At 53.0% G+C, this 16,587-nt stretch carries 15 protein-coding genes; 6 read left to right on the top strand and 9 right to left on the bottom strand.

All coding sequences use genetic code 11. The features are described from left to right. Positions 1 to 67: 67 nt before the first annotated feature. On the top strand, positions 68 to 688 hold the full coding sequence (folE, locus tag BS29_RS08490) for a GTP cyclohydrolase I FolE (RefSeq protein ID WP_229956749.1): 621 nt from the start codon (positions 68 to 70) through the stop codon (positions 686 to 688). A gap of 5 nt (positions 689 to 693) precedes the next feature. On the opposite strand, the gene BS29_RS08495 is transcribed toward folE, so the two are convergent. The 7 genes from BS29_RS08495 to BS29_RS08525 form a co-directional block, all read right to left on the bottom strand. Further along, the gene (locus BS29_RS08495) at positions 694 to 1,350 is read right to left on the bottom strand and encodes a Fe2+-dependent dioxygenase (RefSeq protein WP_229956750.1); all 657 of its coding nucleotides are present in this window, start codon (positions 1,348 to 1,350) and stop codon (positions 694 to 696) included. Next, positions 1,335 to 2,399 (bottom strand): hypothetical protein, encoded by a 1,065-nt coding sequence (locus tag BS29_RS08500; protein WP_229956751.1) that lies wholly within the window; start codon positions 2,397 to 2,399, stop codon positions 1,335 to 1,337. The genes BS29_RS08495 and BS29_RS08500 overlap by 16 nt, the downstream gene beginning before the upstream one ends. A gap of 90 nt (positions 2,400 to 2,489) precedes the next feature. After that, positions 2,490 to 3,140 carry a 50S ribosomal protein L9 gene (rplI, locus tag BS29_RS08505; protein ID WP_229956752.1) on the bottom strand — a complete coding sequence of 217 codons (651 nt, stop codon included), beginning with the start codon at positions 3,138 to 3,140 and terminating at the stop codon, positions 2,490 to 2,492. Positions 3,141 to 3,151: 11 nt separating this feature from the next. After that, the gene (gene rpsR / locus BS29_RS08510) at positions 3,152 to 3,376 is read right to left on the bottom strand and encodes a 30S ribosomal protein S18 (RefSeq protein WP_108810187.1); all 225 of its coding nucleotides are present in this window, start codon (positions 3,374 to 3,376) and stop codon (positions 3,152 to 3,154) included. A gap of 21 nt (positions 3,377 to 3,397) precedes the next feature. After that, positions 3,398 to 3,790, bottom strand: coding sequence for a 30S ribosomal protein S6 (gene rpsF, locus BS29_RS08515; protein ID WP_229956753.1), 393 nt, complete (start codon positions 3,788 to 3,790; stop codon positions 3,398 to 3,400). 178 nt (positions 3,791 to 3,968) lie between these two features. Then, a complete protein-coding gene (locus tag BS29_RS08520) occupies positions 3,969 to 4,217 on the bottom strand; it encodes a DUF6356 family protein (RefSeq protein ID WP_229956754.1) in 249 nt (82 codons plus the stop codon). 152 nt (positions 4,218 to 4,369) lie between these two features. Next, entirely contained in the window at positions 4,370 to 5,443 is a 1,074-nt protein-coding gene (locus tag BS29_RS08525; RefSeq protein WP_229956755.1) for a YeiH family protein, read from the bottom strand. Between the two features lie 715 nt (positions 5,444 to 6,158). On the opposite strand from BS29_RS08525, the gene BS29_RS08530 reads away from it, so the two are divergent. After that, entirely contained in the window at positions 6,159 to 10,256 is a 4,098-nt protein-coding gene (locus BS29_RS08530; protein WP_229956756.1) for a hypothetical protein, read from the top strand. Between the two features lie 341 nt (positions 10,257 to 10,597). Next, on the top strand, positions 10,598 to 10,942 hold the full coding sequence (locus BS29_RS08535) for a TfoX/Sxy family protein (protein WP_229956757.1): 345 nt from the start codon (positions 10,598 to 10,600) through the stop codon (positions 10,940 to 10,942). A 534-nt stretch (positions 10,943 to 11,476) separates the two neighbouring features. On the opposite strand, the gene BS29_RS08540 is transcribed toward BS29_RS08535, so the two are convergent. Together BS29_RS08540 and BS29_RS08545 are read right to left on the bottom strand one after the other, a co-directional pair. Next, positions 11,477 to 12,742: an acyl-CoA dehydrogenase family protein gene (locus BS29_RS08540; RefSeq protein WP_229956758.1), complete on the bottom strand. Its 1,266-nt coding sequence runs from the start codon at positions 12,740 to 12,742 to the stop codon at positions 11,477 to 11,479. A gap of 1 nt (position 12,743) precedes the next feature. Continuing rightward, positions 12,744 to 14,144, bottom strand: coding sequence for a phosphotransferase family protein (locus BS29_RS08545; protein ID WP_229956759.1), 1,401 nt, complete (start codon positions 14,142 to 14,144; stop codon positions 12,744 to 12,746). Positions 14,145 to 14,278: 134 nt separating this feature from the next. On the opposite strand from BS29_RS08545, the gene fabD reads away from it, so the two are divergent. The 3 genes from fabD to BS29_RS08560 are packed head-to-tail and all read left to right on the top strand — an operon-like array spanning position 14,279 to position 16,545. Further along, complete coding sequence (gene fabD / locus BS29_RS08550) at positions 14,279 to 15,214, top strand: ACP S-malonyltransferase (protein ID WP_229956760.1); 936 nt, start codon at positions 14,279 to 14,281, stop codon at positions 15,212 to 15,214. A gap of 39 nt (positions 15,215 to 15,253) precedes the next feature. Continuing rightward, positions 15,254 to 15,997 (top strand): 3-oxoacyl-[acyl-carrier-protein] reductase, encoded by a 744-nt coding sequence (fabG, locus tag BS29_RS08555; protein WP_229956761.1) that lies wholly within the window; start codon positions 15,254 to 15,256, stop codon positions 15,995 to 15,997. Between the two features lie 38 nt (positions 15,998 to 16,035). Then, a complete protein-coding gene (locus tag BS29_RS08560; RefSeq protein ID WP_229956762.1) occupies positions 16,036 to 16,545 on the top strand; it encodes a hypothetical protein in 510 nt (169 codons plus the stop codon). The last annotated feature ends 42 nt before the right edge of the window (positions 16,546 to 16,587 follow it).

Genomic DNA, 16,587 nt, shown 5'->3' on the forward strand with positions numbered 1-16,587 from the left:
TACTGGGGTTCAGGGAAGCCTAAGTTATTGGCATTATGTGTGCTTAACTTGCGTAAAGGATTGCCTTTTGGCCGACTATTCTGACACTTTTGAAGATGCCCTTGCTGCTCGTGAAGCAGCCAAAATACCTGTGCCAGATGAAGTGCAGGAAGCGGTGAAGACCCTTTTGCGTTGGTCCGGTGAAGATCCAGAGCGCGAAGGCCTGCTCGACACCCCGAAACGTGTGGCGCGCGCTTGGAAAGAATATTGCGAAGGCTACCAGGAAAACCCTGCCATACATTTGGCACGAACGTTTGAAGAAGTCGGCGGATATGATGAGTTGGTGCTGCTCAAAGACATTCCGTTTCACTCGCATTGTGAACATCATATGGCACCGATTATTGGCAAGGCCAGTATCGCCTATATGCCAACAGACCGGGTTGTCGGGATATCGAAGCTGGCGCGCGTGTTGCACGGTTTTGCACGGCGCCTACAGGTTCAGGAACGCCTGACGGCGGAGGTTGCTCAATGCATTTGGGATAACTTGAAGCCCCATGGCGTTGCTGTAGTGGTCGAAGCCAGTCACAGCTGCATGACGGCGCGCGGTGTACGCACGCCGGGAGTTGGTATGACGACTAGTCGTCTATTGGGCTGCTTCCTCGACGATGCTCGTAGCCGCAAAGAAGTTATGAGCTTGATGGGATATTAAGCCCGTCAATCCATCCACATACGCATGAGATTATATTGCAACGCTTGCATGCGCATGTAATTCTCGTCTTTCATGTTCAGCCCTTCAAGAGCGGCAACTTCGTTCAATTCATAAAGCAAATTGCGCTTCATAACATCGCGCACTTTGCTCTGAATGAAGGTGATGGCAACAATGCGTTCGCCTTCAGAGATGGGCTCGACTTCATGAAGCGTATGGGAGGGATAGACAATAGCAGTGCCCGGAAGTCCCTTGAAGCGCATTCCGGCTTCGCCCTGAGTCACATGCAAAGCGCCGCCTTTACTATCGTTGGGACCGCTCAGGAAGATTGTGCAGCTAATGTCCGATCGAATAGGGCCGTCGGGAAGGGGGATGATAGCGCTGTCCGCATGAAGACCATATTGCATGCCTGGCTGATAACGGGTGATCAGCGGTGGCGCGATTTTTTCAGGGAAAGCGAAGTCGGTAAATTCCGGATTTGACATCAGGGCGTCGTGAAGGATTTTCGATGTCTTGTTATAGGCCTCGAGGTCATGCAGCTGGAGATTATTCTTCACTTTTGAATGGGGGTTGCTGATTTTCCCATCCACAAATTGCGCGCGCGCCGCTATTTTTTTGACCTCGTTGACTTGGTTCTGATCCAGTATTTTTAGCTGTTTGAACATGTTTTTCTCGTTTCAATCCATTGTATCGCTTCGCCAACCAAGGGATGTGCGGCCGCAATTTTTTCTACCCACAATATCGCCGCGCGGATATCGGCGGCGTGTTTCTCATTTGCTTCTTTGAGCAGTTCTTGCCTTAAATCAGGACTATAATCATGTTCCGGTGCTTTGGAATAGGATGACATGATGGGGCTGGATATTAATTCTGTCGCCCTTTGTGCAAGTAAGTCCTGTTTGAAATGGGCGGCTGCATTCATTAATTGCTCTTCAGGTGATTGCAGAAAGGCCTCGAAGTCCATCCATAAAATATCGGCGGAAGGGTTGGTTTTCTGTGCCGCGAACAGGGTTACCAACTCGCTCATCCAGCTCATTGCGACGCGCTGGGCCAGCGTTAGTTCCCATAGTCGGGCAGGGGCTTTGCCGAGGTGACGGGTCAGCCGCTTCAATCGTGCACCCGCCATCATATGGGTTTCCTGCACGGATGCTTCGCCGGCCAATATCGTGGGGATATAGCGGTCGAGCGGGGCATACAGGAATAACGCGTCGGTCTCTTCAGCCAATAGTTCTGGCGCCAATTCACTCACGAAGCTGCTGGCTTTGATCATAACCTGTTGTTGAGGATGAAATGACCGTGACAACCAACGCACGGATTCCGAAAAGCGCCGCTCATAGGATTCCGGTGACCATGGGCTGTCCGGTTCGTCCCGTATCTGGGAAATCTCGCACAGGGTCCTCAGAAGTTGCGGCTCGCGAAGCGCGAATACTGTGTCGATCTCCCCAAGCAGACGTGAAAGCAATGTCGATCCGACATGCCCGATGTGAAAAATATACTGCGGCTTGGAACTTTGAGGCAGATTGACCGCTGACAGCTCCGACCATGGAACCAGCTGTCGTCGCAATTGCGGAGTAATGATGCGCTGGTCGAGGAAACTGGCCTTGCGATAATCTTCTTCGGTCAAATGCGATAACAGCACCTGATCCTTGGGCAGATCCACCAGATGCGGCAGGAGCCGAGCATCCTGAGAAAACTGATTTTGCCAGCTATTGGTCAATATGCCCTCAATCCTATGAAAAAGCCCGAAGGCGGATTGTTACTCTGTAACGCACCAGCTTCGGGCTTTTCAATCACTTGCAGACAAATATTATTCTTTGTCTTCGGTGCTTTCTTCTGATTCTTCAGCTGTTTCCTCTGAAGCCGCTTCATCAGAAGCTTCTTCGGTATCAGCCGCTTCTTCTTCACCGTCATCTTCGCTTTCCGGTGCCAAAGCCGCAGCAGCCAGTTCAGCCTGCTCTTCTTCAAACATCTGGGCGATCACGTCGATGCCGTCTTTCTGCAGTTCAGCTTCATCGTCAGAGCGAGCCACATTGACCTCGACGGTGACAGACACTTCAGGGTGCAACCGGATGCGAACGTCGAAAACACCAAGCGTCTTGATTGGTTTTTCGAGGATGACCATGCTTTTTTCAACATGGGCGCCATCGGCATTGAGCGTTTCGACAATGTCGCGAACCGAAACCGAACCATAAAGCTGGCCGCTGGCGGAAGAGGCGCGGATCAATACGATCTGTTTGCCATCAACATTGCCGGATGCCTTTTCAGCATCTTTGCGCTTCGCTTCATTGTCCGCTTCAATCTGCGCACGATTGGCTTCGAAAACCTTCTTGTTCGCGTCGTTGGCGCGCAAGGCTTTCTTGTTAGGCAGCAGATAGTTGCGCGCATAACCGTTTTTCACGGTTACGACATCGCCAATGCCGCCCAGTTTTTCGACTCGTTCGAGCAAAATAATATCCATGTCTCTTGCTCCTATTTCACGAGATAAGGCAGCAGGCCGAGATGGCGGGCGCGTTTAATTGCCTTGGACAATTCGCGCTGCTTCTTGGCGGAAACTGCGGTGATACGACTAGGTACGATCTTGCCGCGCTCGGAAATATATCCCTGCAGCATTTTTACATCTTTATAGTCGATGGGTTGTGCGTTCTTGCCGGAAAAGGGGCAGCTTTTGCGGCGACGGAAAAATGGACGTCCCATGTTTATTACTCCTTTTCTAGCTTAACTGTCGTCGCGCTCACGGCGAGGGCGGTCACCACCACGATCTCCGCCACCACGGCGTGAGTCACGGTCTGGCTTGCGCATCATGACTGACGGGCCTTCTTCATGCTCGTCGACGCGGATGGTCAGAAAACGGATCACGTCTTCGTTGATACGGGTCTGACGTTCCAATTCGGCAATCACGTTGGTTGGCGCATCGAGACGCAGCATCACGTAATGGGCTTTGCGGTTTTTCTGAACCTTGTAGGCCAGCGTACGCAGGCCCCAGGTTTCCGTCAAAACGACTTTGCCTTCATTGGCTTCAACAATTTTTGTAGCTTCCTGAGCGAGACTATCGACCTGAGATTGGCTCAAGTCCTGACGCGCGAGGAAGACATGCTCATAATGCGGCATGCTTGATTTCCTTCATGTTACCGATCGCTGACGCCGCACCATGCAGACACGCCCCTCCGGCTTTCTTCTCTTTCCCGTGATTCTTTTGAAGGAATCGCCGAGAAGCGCGGCCTATGGCGAAGTTTTTCCTACAATGCAAGAGCTGGCTGACTTTCATCCGGCCTAAATGGCTTGATCCTCAGATACACCATTCCAATTCATGCTCGGTAGCGCTGCGATTTTCGGCTTTTACCCGGTTAGTGACCATTCGATCATAGAGCTTTTTCACTAGGTTGCTGCCGGTTTTTTCAAAGAGAAATGGAAAAATACCGTGCAAAAGACAGGCAAAGCCAGCGGCCATCATTGGAATGCCAAAGCTAGAGGCCATCATGAAATGTTCGGCATAGGTTTCCCCAACTGTTTTCGGATGTTCGGTAAAAAGCTTCATGTCTGCTCCTGATTTAATCTCAGATAGGGTAATAGTTGATCCAGCGACAAAATCTTTGCCAAATTTACGTGCAGACAGTGTCGTTATAGAAAATATTCCCTCTTATTTGATAAAAAACAGAAAATAATTGGAATCTGGTGCCAGTTCCCAGCTTACAATAATTGAATGGCGAGCATCGAGAGCAAGAACGCCATCGCCGTTGTCATGATGACCGGCGCAAAGCAATGCCAGCCATGTGACATCAATCCGGCCAGATTGGATTTTATCGCGGCTGCCACCACGGCAAACAGCAACAAGGTGCTGGCCAGCCGGTTGCCTGCATCAACCAGAGAAGAGGGCAGGGCTACCAGGCTGTTTAGAGCCACCAGCATGATGAACCCGATGATGAACCAGGGCATGCCCTGACGAAGGCCAATTTTGCGTGATGTCGGGTCGGTGTCCTTCACAGCCATTTTCTGAAGCACCATCGAGACGATAATCAAAACGGGCGCAAGCAGCGTCACGCGGGAGAGTTTTACCACAGTTGCAACCTCTCCGGCTTCGGGAGAATAGGAAAATCCGCCCCCTATGGCTTGAGCCACATCATGAATAGACGCGCCGATTAAGAAGCCTGCTTGTTTATCATTCAGGTTCAGAAAGCCTGCAATGGCGGGATAGAAGGTCATGGCAAAGGCGCTGGCGATCGTTGTCCCGAGCAGAACGATAGTGAAGCGCGACTGATCTATCCTCTTGGTGCCAATGATACTCCACAGCGCCAGTGCAGCGGAAGCGCCGCATATCGCTGTCGCTCCGCCGGCCAGCAGACCAAAAAGCGGATCAAGCTTGAACAATCTGGCTGCGATGATGCCGGTGAATATGACAATCGTCATGATAGCAATCAGTGCAACAAAAGGGATAATGCCCAGGCTGCCTATTTCGGCAAAGCTGATCCGCATGCCGATCAATACGATGCCGATGCGCAACAAAGTTTGCGATGAGAAATCCAGCCCCGTTGACAGGCGCTTGTCGGCATTCACAAAGCTAAGCGCAAGGCCCAGCAACAGTCCCATCAATATGGCGGGCGGACCATAATGTTCACTAAGCCAGAGCGCAGCCAGCGAAACAACAGCGACCAGCATAAGGCCGGGTAAGTGAGACAAAAATGTCTTTTTCTGCGTGGGTTCGGCAAGCTGCAGCTCGCCATATAAGTCAGCCACCAAGGGAAGTTGACGATCATGTTGTGACAATCTGGTCTCCGGTTTGATGGTGGCTATATCCCGATCGTCGGCACATTAGGCGAGCGGAAGGGGAATGCAATGCGCTTGTGCCAAGCTCCAGCAAACGTCCAAAGTTCACACATATCACACACGCCTCGACCTAGCCCCTTGCTCTTCAAAGTTCACACAAATCACACATGATTTCTTTCCTTCAGTTTTTCGCCCGCTCACCACCGCTGCCTGCGCAAATCAGTTTAAGCATCGGCGGAGGTTGAAAAGTTCAAATATAGTCTATCGGGTATATTGTAGGAAAGCGTTTTGCCGAGCTTGTCGCACTTTGAATAGCTAAAGAATCGCGGCTAATTATTTATCAGTTTCGGACAAATTTGAATCCATAACGGACATTTCTTTGCAGAAACGATATACATCACGTTACATATATTTACGAGGGAGGGTGGGGCATGCATTAACGCCAGAACAAAGCTTTACCAACTACATCGTGTTGGTGTCACATTCGGGGTAAGAGGGGCAGCTTTTCGAAACGAGTGAATGTCGGATGATACCGGCGTTCTGATCAGGGTTCCTGTTTCATAACCAGAGCATAGCTGTTTCTGCGGATATTGCGATCACCGCTCAGTTGGGGCGCAATCAGTCAACACATTTCATCATCGTGAATAGAACCGACATCCAAAAGCGGGTGTTGGCCATTTCGGTGTTTAATGACTCTCATTCAGAGGAATCCATCATGCATCAACCTTCCAATCTGCTTCGTCCGACTTTTCTTACTGCTACCAGCATCATCGCTTTGGCCTGTGCCACTCCAGCATCGGCAGAAACCTGCCTAATTGATCGCAACAATAATGGAGAGGTCGATCCAGGCACCGATAATGATGGCGGAGCCAATTCGGATGATCAGGATAACAGCATGGCGTGCGGCGTTAATGCATCGGCAACCGGAAATGCGAGCAATGCAATGGGGGCGAGCGCTCAGGCTACCACCAGTAACAGCACGGCCACTGGTTCCTTTAGTAATGCAACGGGCAATGTCAGTACCGCAACCGGATCTTTGGCCACCGCAAGTGGTAATAACAGCACGGCGACGGGGTCTTACAGCACCGCATCCGGGGGGAATAGCACCGCAACCGGATCGCTCAGTTCCGCAAGAGGCGGGAACAGTACCGCGATCGGAAGTTACAGCAATGCCAGTGGAGAACGCGGCACCGCAACCGGCCATCTGAGCGAAGCCACAGGGGCAAATAGTACCGCAAACGGGGTTCTCAGTAAGGCATCTGGCGATGCCAGTGTCGCCATGGGTGTTTTCAGCGATGCCGCGAGCGATAGCAGTATTGCAATTGGGGCAGACACCGATCTTGACGGCAAAGGGGCTGTCGCATCGGCTACTGGTGCCATTGCGCTTGGTAACGACGCTGCGGCGAGCAGCGAACGGGCCGTGGCCATCGGCCTGGGCGCGATCGCATCGGGCTCTACCGCACTTGGCGGTGGTGCACAGGCGACGGGCACAGGCTCGGTTGCGATTGGCAAGGATGCACGCAGCATAGGTGATCGTTCGGTTGCCATCGGCGAAGATGGAAATGATGCTGATACAGATGGAGCCGTCGCTTCTGGGCCGGACTCGACGGCGGTTGGCAATGATTCAGTAGCCAGCCAGATTGAAACCAGCGCATTTGGGTCTTCTGCGCAGGCGGCAGGCTTCAAAGCTACGGCTATAGGGGCTTTCAGTCAGGCATCCGGAGATGGCAGTACAGCCGTTGGCGAAGGCAGCCAAGCATCTGGTGCAAGAAGTTCGGCTTTTGGCGAGGCTAGTCAGGCCACAGGTAATCTGTCTGTCGCAATCGGTTCAGATGGCGGCGGTGATGGAGTGGGGGCAAGAGCCTCTGGCTTCAAAAGTATTGCGGTCGGTAATGTCTCACTTGCTGATAGCTGGTATGCCAGTGCACTGGGAACGGAGGCGCAGGCAACCAACTTCGGTAGCACCGCCATGGGTTCTTTGAGCGAGGCATCGGGCGACAGGAGCGTTGCTACAGGCTATTCCAGTCAGGCGAGCAAATTGTACAGCACCGCTACCGGAAGTTTGAGCAATGCCAGCGGGGCGCTCAGCACGGCGACAGGTAGTCGTAGCGAGGCGTCTAGAGAGAGCAGCACCGCCACAGGTTATGCTAGCAAAGCAACAGGCTTCAACAGCACGGCTATCGGCGCTTCGAGCCAGGCATCTGGAATATCCAGCGCTGCCTTAGGGAATTTAAGTGACGCATCGGGGGAAAGCAGCCTGGCATTGGGCTCGGTTAGCAATGCATCTGCCAGAGACAGTATGGCTGTTGGGGCCTTTAGCGAAGCGACCGCTGTAAATAGTACAGCCATGGGGGTGCGCAGCCAGGCATCTGGTGAAAACAGCATTTCTATTGGCGGGAATAGTAGTGCGGCAGGCTCCGATTCTGTCGCTATCGGTGGTGATAGTTTTGGTGGCGATAGTTTTGGTGCTAAGGCATTGGGCGTTAAAAGCGTTGCCGTTGGCGCTGATTCTCTTGCTGATGGCGAAAGCACTAGTGCGCTGGGAACAGGAGCCCAAGCGAATGGCAATTCCAGTATCGCCATCGGATCCATCAGCAGCTCGCGGGGCTTGAGGAGCAGCGCAATCGGTTTCGGAACCAGGGCGTGGGGCGATAACAGCACCGCGACGGGATATAGAAGTCAGGCAACTGGAGAACGCAGCACAGCGGCAGGGAGTAGCAGTCAGGCATCCGGTGTCCGAAGTTCCGCGGTTGGAGCGTTCAGTAGAGCTACAGGCGATGATTCTATCGCGATTGGTACCGGTAGTTTTTTCGGTGCAAGGGCATTGGGTTCTAAAAGCTTGGCTCTAGGCAACGACTCCTTTGCCGATGGCGACAGAGACAGTGCGCTGGGGATGGCGGCACGGGCTACAGGAGGAAGTAGCACTGCGACCGGTTCGGCAAGTGAAGCATCAGGCCAAAGCAGCACAGCAACCGGTACATATAGCCGCGCGACGGAGCGCAGGAGCACAGCTTACGGAGCCAGCAGCTGGGCGACGGGTGCCGCCAGTACGGCCCTTGGCGGGGCTAGTCTTGCCAGCGGAGACCGCAGTACTGCCATTGGTAATTTCAGCCGGGCCATTGGACAAAATAGCCTATCGATGGGGCAGCGCAGCGAGGCAAATGGCGCGCGCTCCATTGCAATTGGGGGGGATGGTGAGGATTTCGATCTCGACGGTGCTGTAGCGTCCGGTAATGACTCAATCGCCTTTGGCAACGATGCAAGGGCGACAGCGCTTAATGCGGTGGCTTTGGGCACGGGTTCGTTTGCTGATCGCGCCAATAGCATTTCGGTTGGTTTCGTTGGTGGAGAACGAATAATTGCGAATGTTGCAGCAGGCACGCAAAATACTGACGCGGCCAATGTTGGGCAAGTCAATATTGTCGCAGACCAGGCAAGGACAGCTCAGCAAACCGCCGATACTGCCCGCGCCGAAGCCGCTGCGGCTGAGACAACGGCTAACAACGCGCAGTCGGCGGCCGACACTGCACGGACTGAGGCTGCCAAGGCGCAGGCAACAGCAGATAAAGGCATAGCTAAAGCTGACGCTGCGCAGAAGACCGCTGAGACTGCCCGCACCGAAGCCGCTGCGGCTAAGACGACGGCGAACAATGCACAGTCGACGGCCGACACTGCGCGGACAGAGGCTGCCAGGGCGCAGGCGACAGCAGATAAAGGAATAGCCAAAGCTGACGCTGCGCAGAAGACCGCTGATGAAGCTATGAACACGGCCGCCAACGCACAAAATACAGCTGATGCGGCACGCAAGGAGGCGGCTTCGGCTCGATCAACTGCTGATATGGCTCGGAGCGAAGCGGCTGAGGCAAAGGCTGTTGTCAAGGAACTGGATTCAACTGTCACAACGGCGAAAGAAACCGCGATTGCTGCGCAGGAAGCGGCTAATAAGAATAACGAAAAGCTGACCTACTTTGACAGTAATAGCAGTGGTCCAAGCGCTAGGGCTTCGGGCGAGGATGCGATTGCACTAGGTTCTGGCAGTGAGGCGAGCGGGCAAGAATCAGTAGCGATTGGGTCGGAAGCAAAGGCGATGAATGGCAAAGCGGTATCGATCGGTGCCGGCAACGTTGCTTCAGGGGATGGCGCGGTTGCCATCGGCGATCCCAACTTCGCAACCGGCAGAGGAGCGGTAGCGCTGGGCGCAGATAATCGCGCTACCGGAACCGGCGCTGTAGCAATCGGTAACGTTAACGTTGCCACTGGTAATGGCGCGGTTGCATTGGGAGATGGCTCCGTTGCGAATGGCAATGGCGCAGTGGCCATCGGTCCGAATGCCGTGGCAGATCGTGACAATCTGATCGCTCTCGGCGGAGAGGGAGCAACCGTTCGGGTTGCTGGTATAACCTCATCAGCTAGTCAGGCGGCGCAAGAAGGTCCTTTGAGTCTTGTTACCACAGATGCAGCCGGTAATCTGGGTGCGATGGCGATTGACGTCCGCGGTTTGCTCGACTTGGGCAATCGCGTGGGTACATTGGAAGGACAAGTCACGGAGCTTTTCGATCTTGCCAAGGTGGAGCGGCGTGAAACCAACCGAGGTATTGTTGCGGCGATCGCGTTGACGACAGCGCCTTTCCCATCTGCGCCTGGCAAAACCAGCTATACCGCAAACGGGGCTGCCTATCGCGGTGAAGTGGGCTTTAGCTTTTCGGTTGCGCACCGGCTCAATACAGATAATCCCTTCGCTTTAACCGGCGGTGTGTCTTTCGCTGGCGGAAAGAATACAGCAGCTCGGTTCGGTGTTGCAGGAGAGTTTTGAGTTCCAAAGGATCACTCCGCCTCACTTGAAAATATAGACATCTGTCTGCCAATTTTTGCGCATCTGGATTTCTTACGAACCCCCCGCCAATCCGGAGGCGACGGCGGTGGCGGTAGATATGTTTAAACGATTTGTAGCGGGAACAGCCCGAAAGCAGACGCTCGCCCGACCTGTGAATTATTCAAAACGCCTTTACGGGCTTCAAATTCAGATCCCGGAATCGATGGGTGATCAAGATCGCTTCACATGTTATGGCTGGGCTTAGTCGAACAAGTGGGCGATCAAACATCTTGGATATATGGGAGCATTAGATGCCCGTCAGCCCTGAATATAAAGAATTTTTGCAAGAGCTATTTGAAACACTCGGCCCGATCAAGACAAAGAGCATGTTTGGTGTGGACGGCGTTTTCATAACGCTGCCTGACGGTGATTTGATGTTCGGCCTGATCGCAAGCGAGACCCTCTACCTGAAGGTCGATGATACCAACAGGGCGGATTTCGAAGCAGAAAACAAGCGGCCATTCGTTTTCGAATCAAAGAATGGAAAACAGGACGTAAAATCCTACTATGAGTTACCCGACGCGCTGTATGATGAACCTGATGCGTTCACGGATTGGGCGAGAAAATCCTTTGATGTGGCGCTGCGGGGAAGAAAATCGAAGAATAAGCGCAAGAAGGAAAGGTAGTCAGAGAGAACCCACATTTCCTTGATGCGTAGCATGCAGAAGCTCCTGCGATCTGGCCAGCAGGTAGATTCCGACCAAAATGTCAAAGCCAAGGCACATAGGTGCGGCCCACTCTGGCATATAGCTTACATCCGAAAAGTGAGGACTCGCAAAATCCCAAGTGGCATGGATCATCCACCCAATGCCTGGGAAAAATAGAGACCGAGTGAACCCCAAGTAACCCAGAGCTGCGAAAAACAATCCACCTAAGATTTGTGGGACTAGCGCGGTCAGCGTCGCCCCTTCGAAGATACCGAAACCCAAATACCAGAGGCCAATGCTCATAAGCAGGCCTGCGCCTAACAGCTTTTCAACCAGAGCGGATGTCCTTGCAGACCAGATGTAAAGTGTCGCCAAGCCGATGCCTATCCAAAAAGCCGTTGCGAAACCAAACACTGAAATTGCCTCCCCTTGATCAATCCATTATCATTTATCGCATAGTTGATATCTGAAGACATCCTTTGTCAGCAAATCAGGCGGATGCAGAAGCCTGCCTCACTTGATAAATTTAAACATATGGCCACCAATTTTGCGCATCTGGATTTCTTCCGAACCTTCGGTAATCCGGTAACGGCGGTGGTGGCGGTAGATATGTTCGAACGGTTTGTGGCGGGAATAACCCATGCCGCCATGGACCTGCATCGCGCGGTCGGCGGCATCGCAGCATAGCCGGTTGGCGCGGTAGTTACACATGGACACCTGCGCCGAAAGATATTTGGCGACATCGACCTTGGCCATACCGTCCATCTGGGCAGCGGTTTTGTAGATTAACTGCCGCAGCATGGCGGCCTCTGTGTGCAGCTCGACCAGCGGGAACTGGATCGCTTGATTGACGGAAAGCGGCTTGCCGAAGGGTTTGCGCTCTCCGGCATATTTGACCGCTTGATCGATACAATATTGCGCCGCACCCAGTGAAGAGGCCGCCTGACGGATACGGTTTTCATGGACAAAATGCTGCGCGGCGGCGAGGCCCATGTCGAGATCGCCCAATATCTGGTCCGCCGGTATCCACACGTTGGTGAAGCTGCACTTGGGATGGTCGGTGGGCATGTTGAACGTCCACATATATTCGCCAACCTCGAAGCCCTCCGCGTCGGTGGGGACAAGAAAGCAGCCAATGCCCTGGGCATCGCCATCCTTGCCGCGATGGCGGGCAAAGGTCATCACGTGGGTTGCGACATGCAGACCGGTGGTCCACATCTTGTTCCCGTTGATCAGCCAACCATCGACGCCATCGCGCTGTTCGGGAACCGCGGTTGTGTCCATCCATGTCGCGTCAGAGCCATGGTCTTCCTCGGTCAGGCCAAAACACCATTTCATTTCGCCTTTCAGCATCGCGGGAATGCATTCCTGTTTCTGCTTCTCAGTGCCAAAATCCCGAACCATCAGCGGTTGCACAAGATTTCCGACGATGGAATTTTCATTTTGAAGATCATTGTGCAGACCGAGGCCCTTATGCGCCAGATGTTCACGGATGCGCGCCATGCCCAGATTGGAACCATCTTGGCCGTCAAATTCCTTGGGCAGGGCATAGCGGAAATGACCGGCCGCGTCGGCGGTACGGCGCATTTCGTCCAGCAAGTCTTCCCACTCCTTGCTCGGCAGACCGTGATTATCCCAATCGGTCCGGCTGTCTTCCCGGCGATGATCGAAAAAACGGATATTGTCATCACGTTGCTCAATCGGCTTGATTTCGGCTTCGATAAAATCATCGAGAACGGTCAGATAATCTTCGATCTCCTGGGGAATTTCAAAGCTCATTTCATGATCTCCATTTGTTAAGCGCGACCTTCAGGCCAGCATATTTGGGTTGGTCGATGGATAGACGTTCCAGTGCAGAAAGCCTGAGGTGATCCCAAAGGCCGGGATGTTCTGCGGTGATGTTTCCTTGTGAAAGCGCGGCGCAAAGCTGTCCATGATCAAATCCAATAGCGGCGAGGCGTTGGTCGGAAGCCTCTCGAAAGGCAGGGCCTAAGCTAGCCTGTCGCTGGGCAATACCCAAAGCATTACCTGCGACTCTCGACTGGAACCGGTCATGTCCTTTCAGATCAGGCAGCACCGTATCCTTGTTCCATTCGGCAAGGGCGGTGAGCAATTCATCATAGCTGGTTTCGCCTGTCACATCCCCGGCATCGGGCATCTGCCAATCCAGCTTTGTGCAAATATCTGCGGGCAAGATATCCTCAAAAAGCAATGCCAGATCAATTTCAACTTCGGAAACCCGGCGTCCGATTACGGTGCGTTCCAAAGATCGATCGCCATGACTGCGCCAAATTTCCCCCATCACCATACATGCTACGCCCCACCAAAGGGTCGAGTAGATCAGCCAGAAACGAAAGCGGGCAGGATCAACAGTTTCGCCGCTATGATCAGCATATGCGGAGAGGAACGCATCGGCCGTATCAAAACCACCCGCCACTTTGTCATAATGACCGAAACGCCAGCTTGGTGTGCAAAGATAAGCAAGATCCTGAACCGGATCGCCCAATCGCGCCAGTTCCCAGTCCAAGACGGCTGAAATACCTGTGGGGGTAATCATCAGGTTGCCCATGCGAAAATCACCATGCACGAGCTTTTTGGTATCCGCCGTTGGCGCATTTTCCTTTAACCAGTGAAAAGCATATTCATAAATCGGGATCGCGCCGCCGATTTCATCATATTTTTCTTTCTGGAGGCCAATAAGCTCTAACGGCGAGAAATATTCCAACGCATCTGGAAGAATGTCGGCGTCGATATTGTGGATGTTCCAAAGCTCGGCAGCACATTGATTGGTGAGATTGCGCTCGGCCTCAGCAAAGTCCGGATGGCCGAGGATTTTTTGAGGCAGGGTTTCACCCTCGGCCTTATCCATGATGAACCCTTCACCAATGCCATCTTCAGGCGCCAAGCGGCCCCGTACCGTGGGTGCTGTAACACCCGATTGCACTGCAGTTTCGATAATATCAGCCTGCGTGGCGAGTGATATACCGCGTAATCCTTCATCATCGGGCGATATCCCACTCGGCAAACGGCGCAGGACAAAATCTTCGTCCCCATAGGAAAAGGCCCAGCTTTCCATGCTGGCTCCGCCAGAGAGGCGCTTCAAACCGGAAAGCTGTTCGGTAGCGCCAAGTATTTTGTCGCAAAAAACGGCTAATTTCTGTTCGAAATCCGACTGATCCATGGGCAAGGCTTAATTGGTCAATTAAACTTTGGCAATCGTAATAGTGCTAGCGATTTACGTCGTGATACTTGCAAGCGAAACCAAATCCTCTTACCTGCGGCTAAAGCAAATCAACAAACCAATAAGGGGCAAGCATGAGGGCTTTTATTTTTCCGGGGCAAGGTAGCCAGGCGGTTGGCATGGGCAAAGCCCTAGCCGATGCCAGCAACACCGCCCGTGAAGTCTTTGAAGAAGTTGACCATGCGCTGGAACAGAATCTCTTCAAACTGATGTGCGAAGGGCCAGAAGACGAGCTGACTCTGACAGAAAATGCGCAACCCGCTATCATGGCGAATGCCATTGCAACGTTGCGTGTGATGGAAAAAGAAGGCGGGAAATCGCTTGCAGACCTGTGTTCTTATGTGGCGGGTCATAGTCTTGGCGAATATACCGCGCTTTGTGCTGCGGGAGCCCTGAATCTTACGACAACAGCTGAACTGTTGAAACTGCGTGGTCAATCGATGCAGAAAGCGGTTCCAGTGGGTGAGGGCGGTATGGCGGCTCTCTTGGGCGCTGACATCAAAAAAGCTGCGGGGCTTGCGAAAGCGGCGGCACAAGGTGATGTTTGCACCGTCGCCAATGATAATGATCCAACACAGGTGGTCATTTCTGGTCATATGGCGGCAATTGAGCGTGCGATTGCTCTGGTAAAAGAGCATGAAATTAAACGCGGCGTATTGTTGCCCGTCTCCGCGCCTTTTCATTGTTCGTTGATGAAACCGGCTGCCGAGGCCATGGAGGAAGCACTGGCGGAAGCCAGTATCCTGCCTCCGGTCGTACCGGTTTTTGCGAATGTTACTGCGAATGCTGTCGCGGATGTTGATGAAATCCGCCAGTTGCTTGTGGAACAGGTGACCGGAACGGTGCGCTGGCGTGAATCTGTGGTCAATCTTTCGGATGCCGGTGTGGATCAATTTGTCGAACTTGGCGGCAAGGTGCTCAGCGGTATGGTGAAACGGATCAACAAGGAAGTGGAAACGACCAGCTTGATTACGATGGAAGATATTGAAGGCTTTCTGGCCTCGACTTGATGATATTTCCGATAATCCGATAATTAGATAGGAACAAAAATGTTTGATCTCACAGGAATGACGGCGCTGGTAACGGGTGCGTCTGGCGGAATTGGGTCGGAAATTGCCAAGGCTTTGGCAGAACGCGGCGCGACAATTGCCCTCTCAGGCACCCGCAAACTGACGCTTATGGATTTGATTCCAGAGTTAAAGGGCGAAGGCCATATTGTTGTACCGTGCAATCTTTCCGATGCCGAAGAAGTGAACAACTTGGTTCCGGAAGTCATCGAGAAGCTTGGTAAGATTGATATTTTGGTCAACAATGCCGGTATTACCCGCGATGGTCTGGCGATGCGGATGTCGGACGAGGATTGGTCCGATGTCCTGAACGTCAATTTGGAATCTGCGTTCCGTCTGGCTCGCGCAGCGGCCCGGCCAATGATGAAGGCCCGTTTTGGCCGGATCATTTCGATTACCTCTGTTGTTGGTGCCACGGGCAATCCGGGGCAGGTCAATTATGTTGCCTCAAAGGCGGGTCTGGTGGGCATGTCCAAGGCATTGGCACAGGAACTGGCCTCGCGCGGCATCACCGTGAACTGTGTCGCCCCTGGATTTATTGCCTCCCCGATGACCGATGCCCTCACGGACGCGCAAAAGGACGACATCAACCGTAAGATACCTGCCGGAAAAATGGGTGCAGGCGAGGATATTGGCGCGGCTGTGGCCTATCTTGCCAGCAACGAAGCATCCTATGTGACCGGACAGACGCTGCACGTAAACGGCGGCATGGCGATGATCAGCTAAGAAAATTGAAAATATCTTTTAGCCTTTTGCTTTTGGCGATGGTCGAAAATCCTCAGCCGCCTTTGCCAACCGAGGGATTGTTGACGATCGAAAATCTTGACTGTGTGAGTAGCAAAGTCTCCGCAGATCAAGCGCAGGCATATTTTGCAATGGCGCGCGAGGGCAAGGAGATTGAGGCATTTCAGTCCGCCAGCACGCTGACAGAAGACTGTCAGGCCAAGCATGGTTGGACTGATATCCAAACGCGGAGTGCTTTCAGAATATCCATGATGGATGGTTGGCTGTTGCAGGAAGGACTGGTCGAAAAAATTCAGGCATTGGGTGATTTCAAGCCGTTTCTCGATCAATATTATCGCGATCATGTGAAGCCGACGGGGCGATATATGCTCGAAGATATGTTCCTTTCCGGGCAATTGGACAAGGATTTGACCGCTGCCGGCTATCCGGAAGATAAAGAACTGCGCGAATTGGCTTATAATTATTGGGAATGGCGCGGTGCTTTATATGGCATTGAGGAAGATTTCCGGAACGGTGAACTGCGGCAATAGCTGACATTGTTTAGGATACATTCACAAAGCCGCGCTTGCCCT

The organism is Parasphingorhabdus litoris DSM 22379 (genome assembly GCF_020906275.1).
In the GTDB taxonomy this organism is placed as follows: Bacteria; Pseudomonadota; Alphaproteobacteria; order Sphingomonadales; family Sphingomonadaceae; genus Parasphingorhabdus; species Parasphingorhabdus litoris.

Excerpts from the sequence above, each read along its gene's own strand:
- BS29_RS08495 (WP_229956750.1), bottom strand. The coding sequence starts at position 1,350 with ATGTTCAAACAGCTAAAAATACTGGATCAGAACCAAGTCAACGAGGTC.
- rplI (WP_229956752.1), bottom strand. The coding sequence starts at position 3,140 with ATGGATATTATTTTGCTCGAACGAGTCGAAAAACTGGGCGGCATTGGC.
- rpsR (WP_108810187.1), bottom strand. The coding sequence starts at position 3,376 with ATGGGACGTCCATTTTTCCGTCGCCGCAAAAGCTGCCCCTTTTCCGGC.
- rpsF (WP_229956753.1), bottom strand. The coding sequence starts at position 3,790 with ATGCCGCATTATGAGCATGTCTTCCTCGCGCGTCAGGACTTGAGCCAA.
- BS29_RS08520 (WP_229956754.1), bottom strand. The coding sequence starts at position 4,217 with ATGAAGCTTTTTACCGAACATCCGAAAACAGTTGGGGAAACCTATGCC.
- BS29_RS08530 (WP_229956756.1), top strand. The coding sequence starts at position 6,159 with ATGCATCAACCTTCCAATCTGCTTCGTCCGACTTTTCTTACTGCTACC.
- BS29_RS08540 (WP_229956758.1), bottom strand. The coding sequence starts at position 12,742 with ATGAGCTTTGAAATTCCCCAGGAGATCGAAGATTATCTGACCGTTCTC.
- BS29_RS08545 (WP_229956759.1), bottom strand. The coding sequence starts at position 14,144 with ATGGATCAGTCGGATTTCGAACAGAAATTAGCCGTTTTTTGCGACAAA.
- fabD (WP_229956760.1), top strand. The coding sequence starts at position 14,279 with ATGAGGGCTTTTATTTTTCCGGGGCAAGGTAGCCAGGCGGTTGGCATG.
- fabG (WP_229956761.1), top strand. The coding sequence starts at position 15,254 with ATGTTTGATCTCACAGGAATGACGGCGCTGGTAACGGGTGCGTCTGGC.
- BS29_RS08560 (WP_229956762.1), top strand. The coding sequence starts at position 16,036 with ATGGTCGAAAATCCTCAGCCGCCTTTGCCAACCGAGGGATTGTTGACG.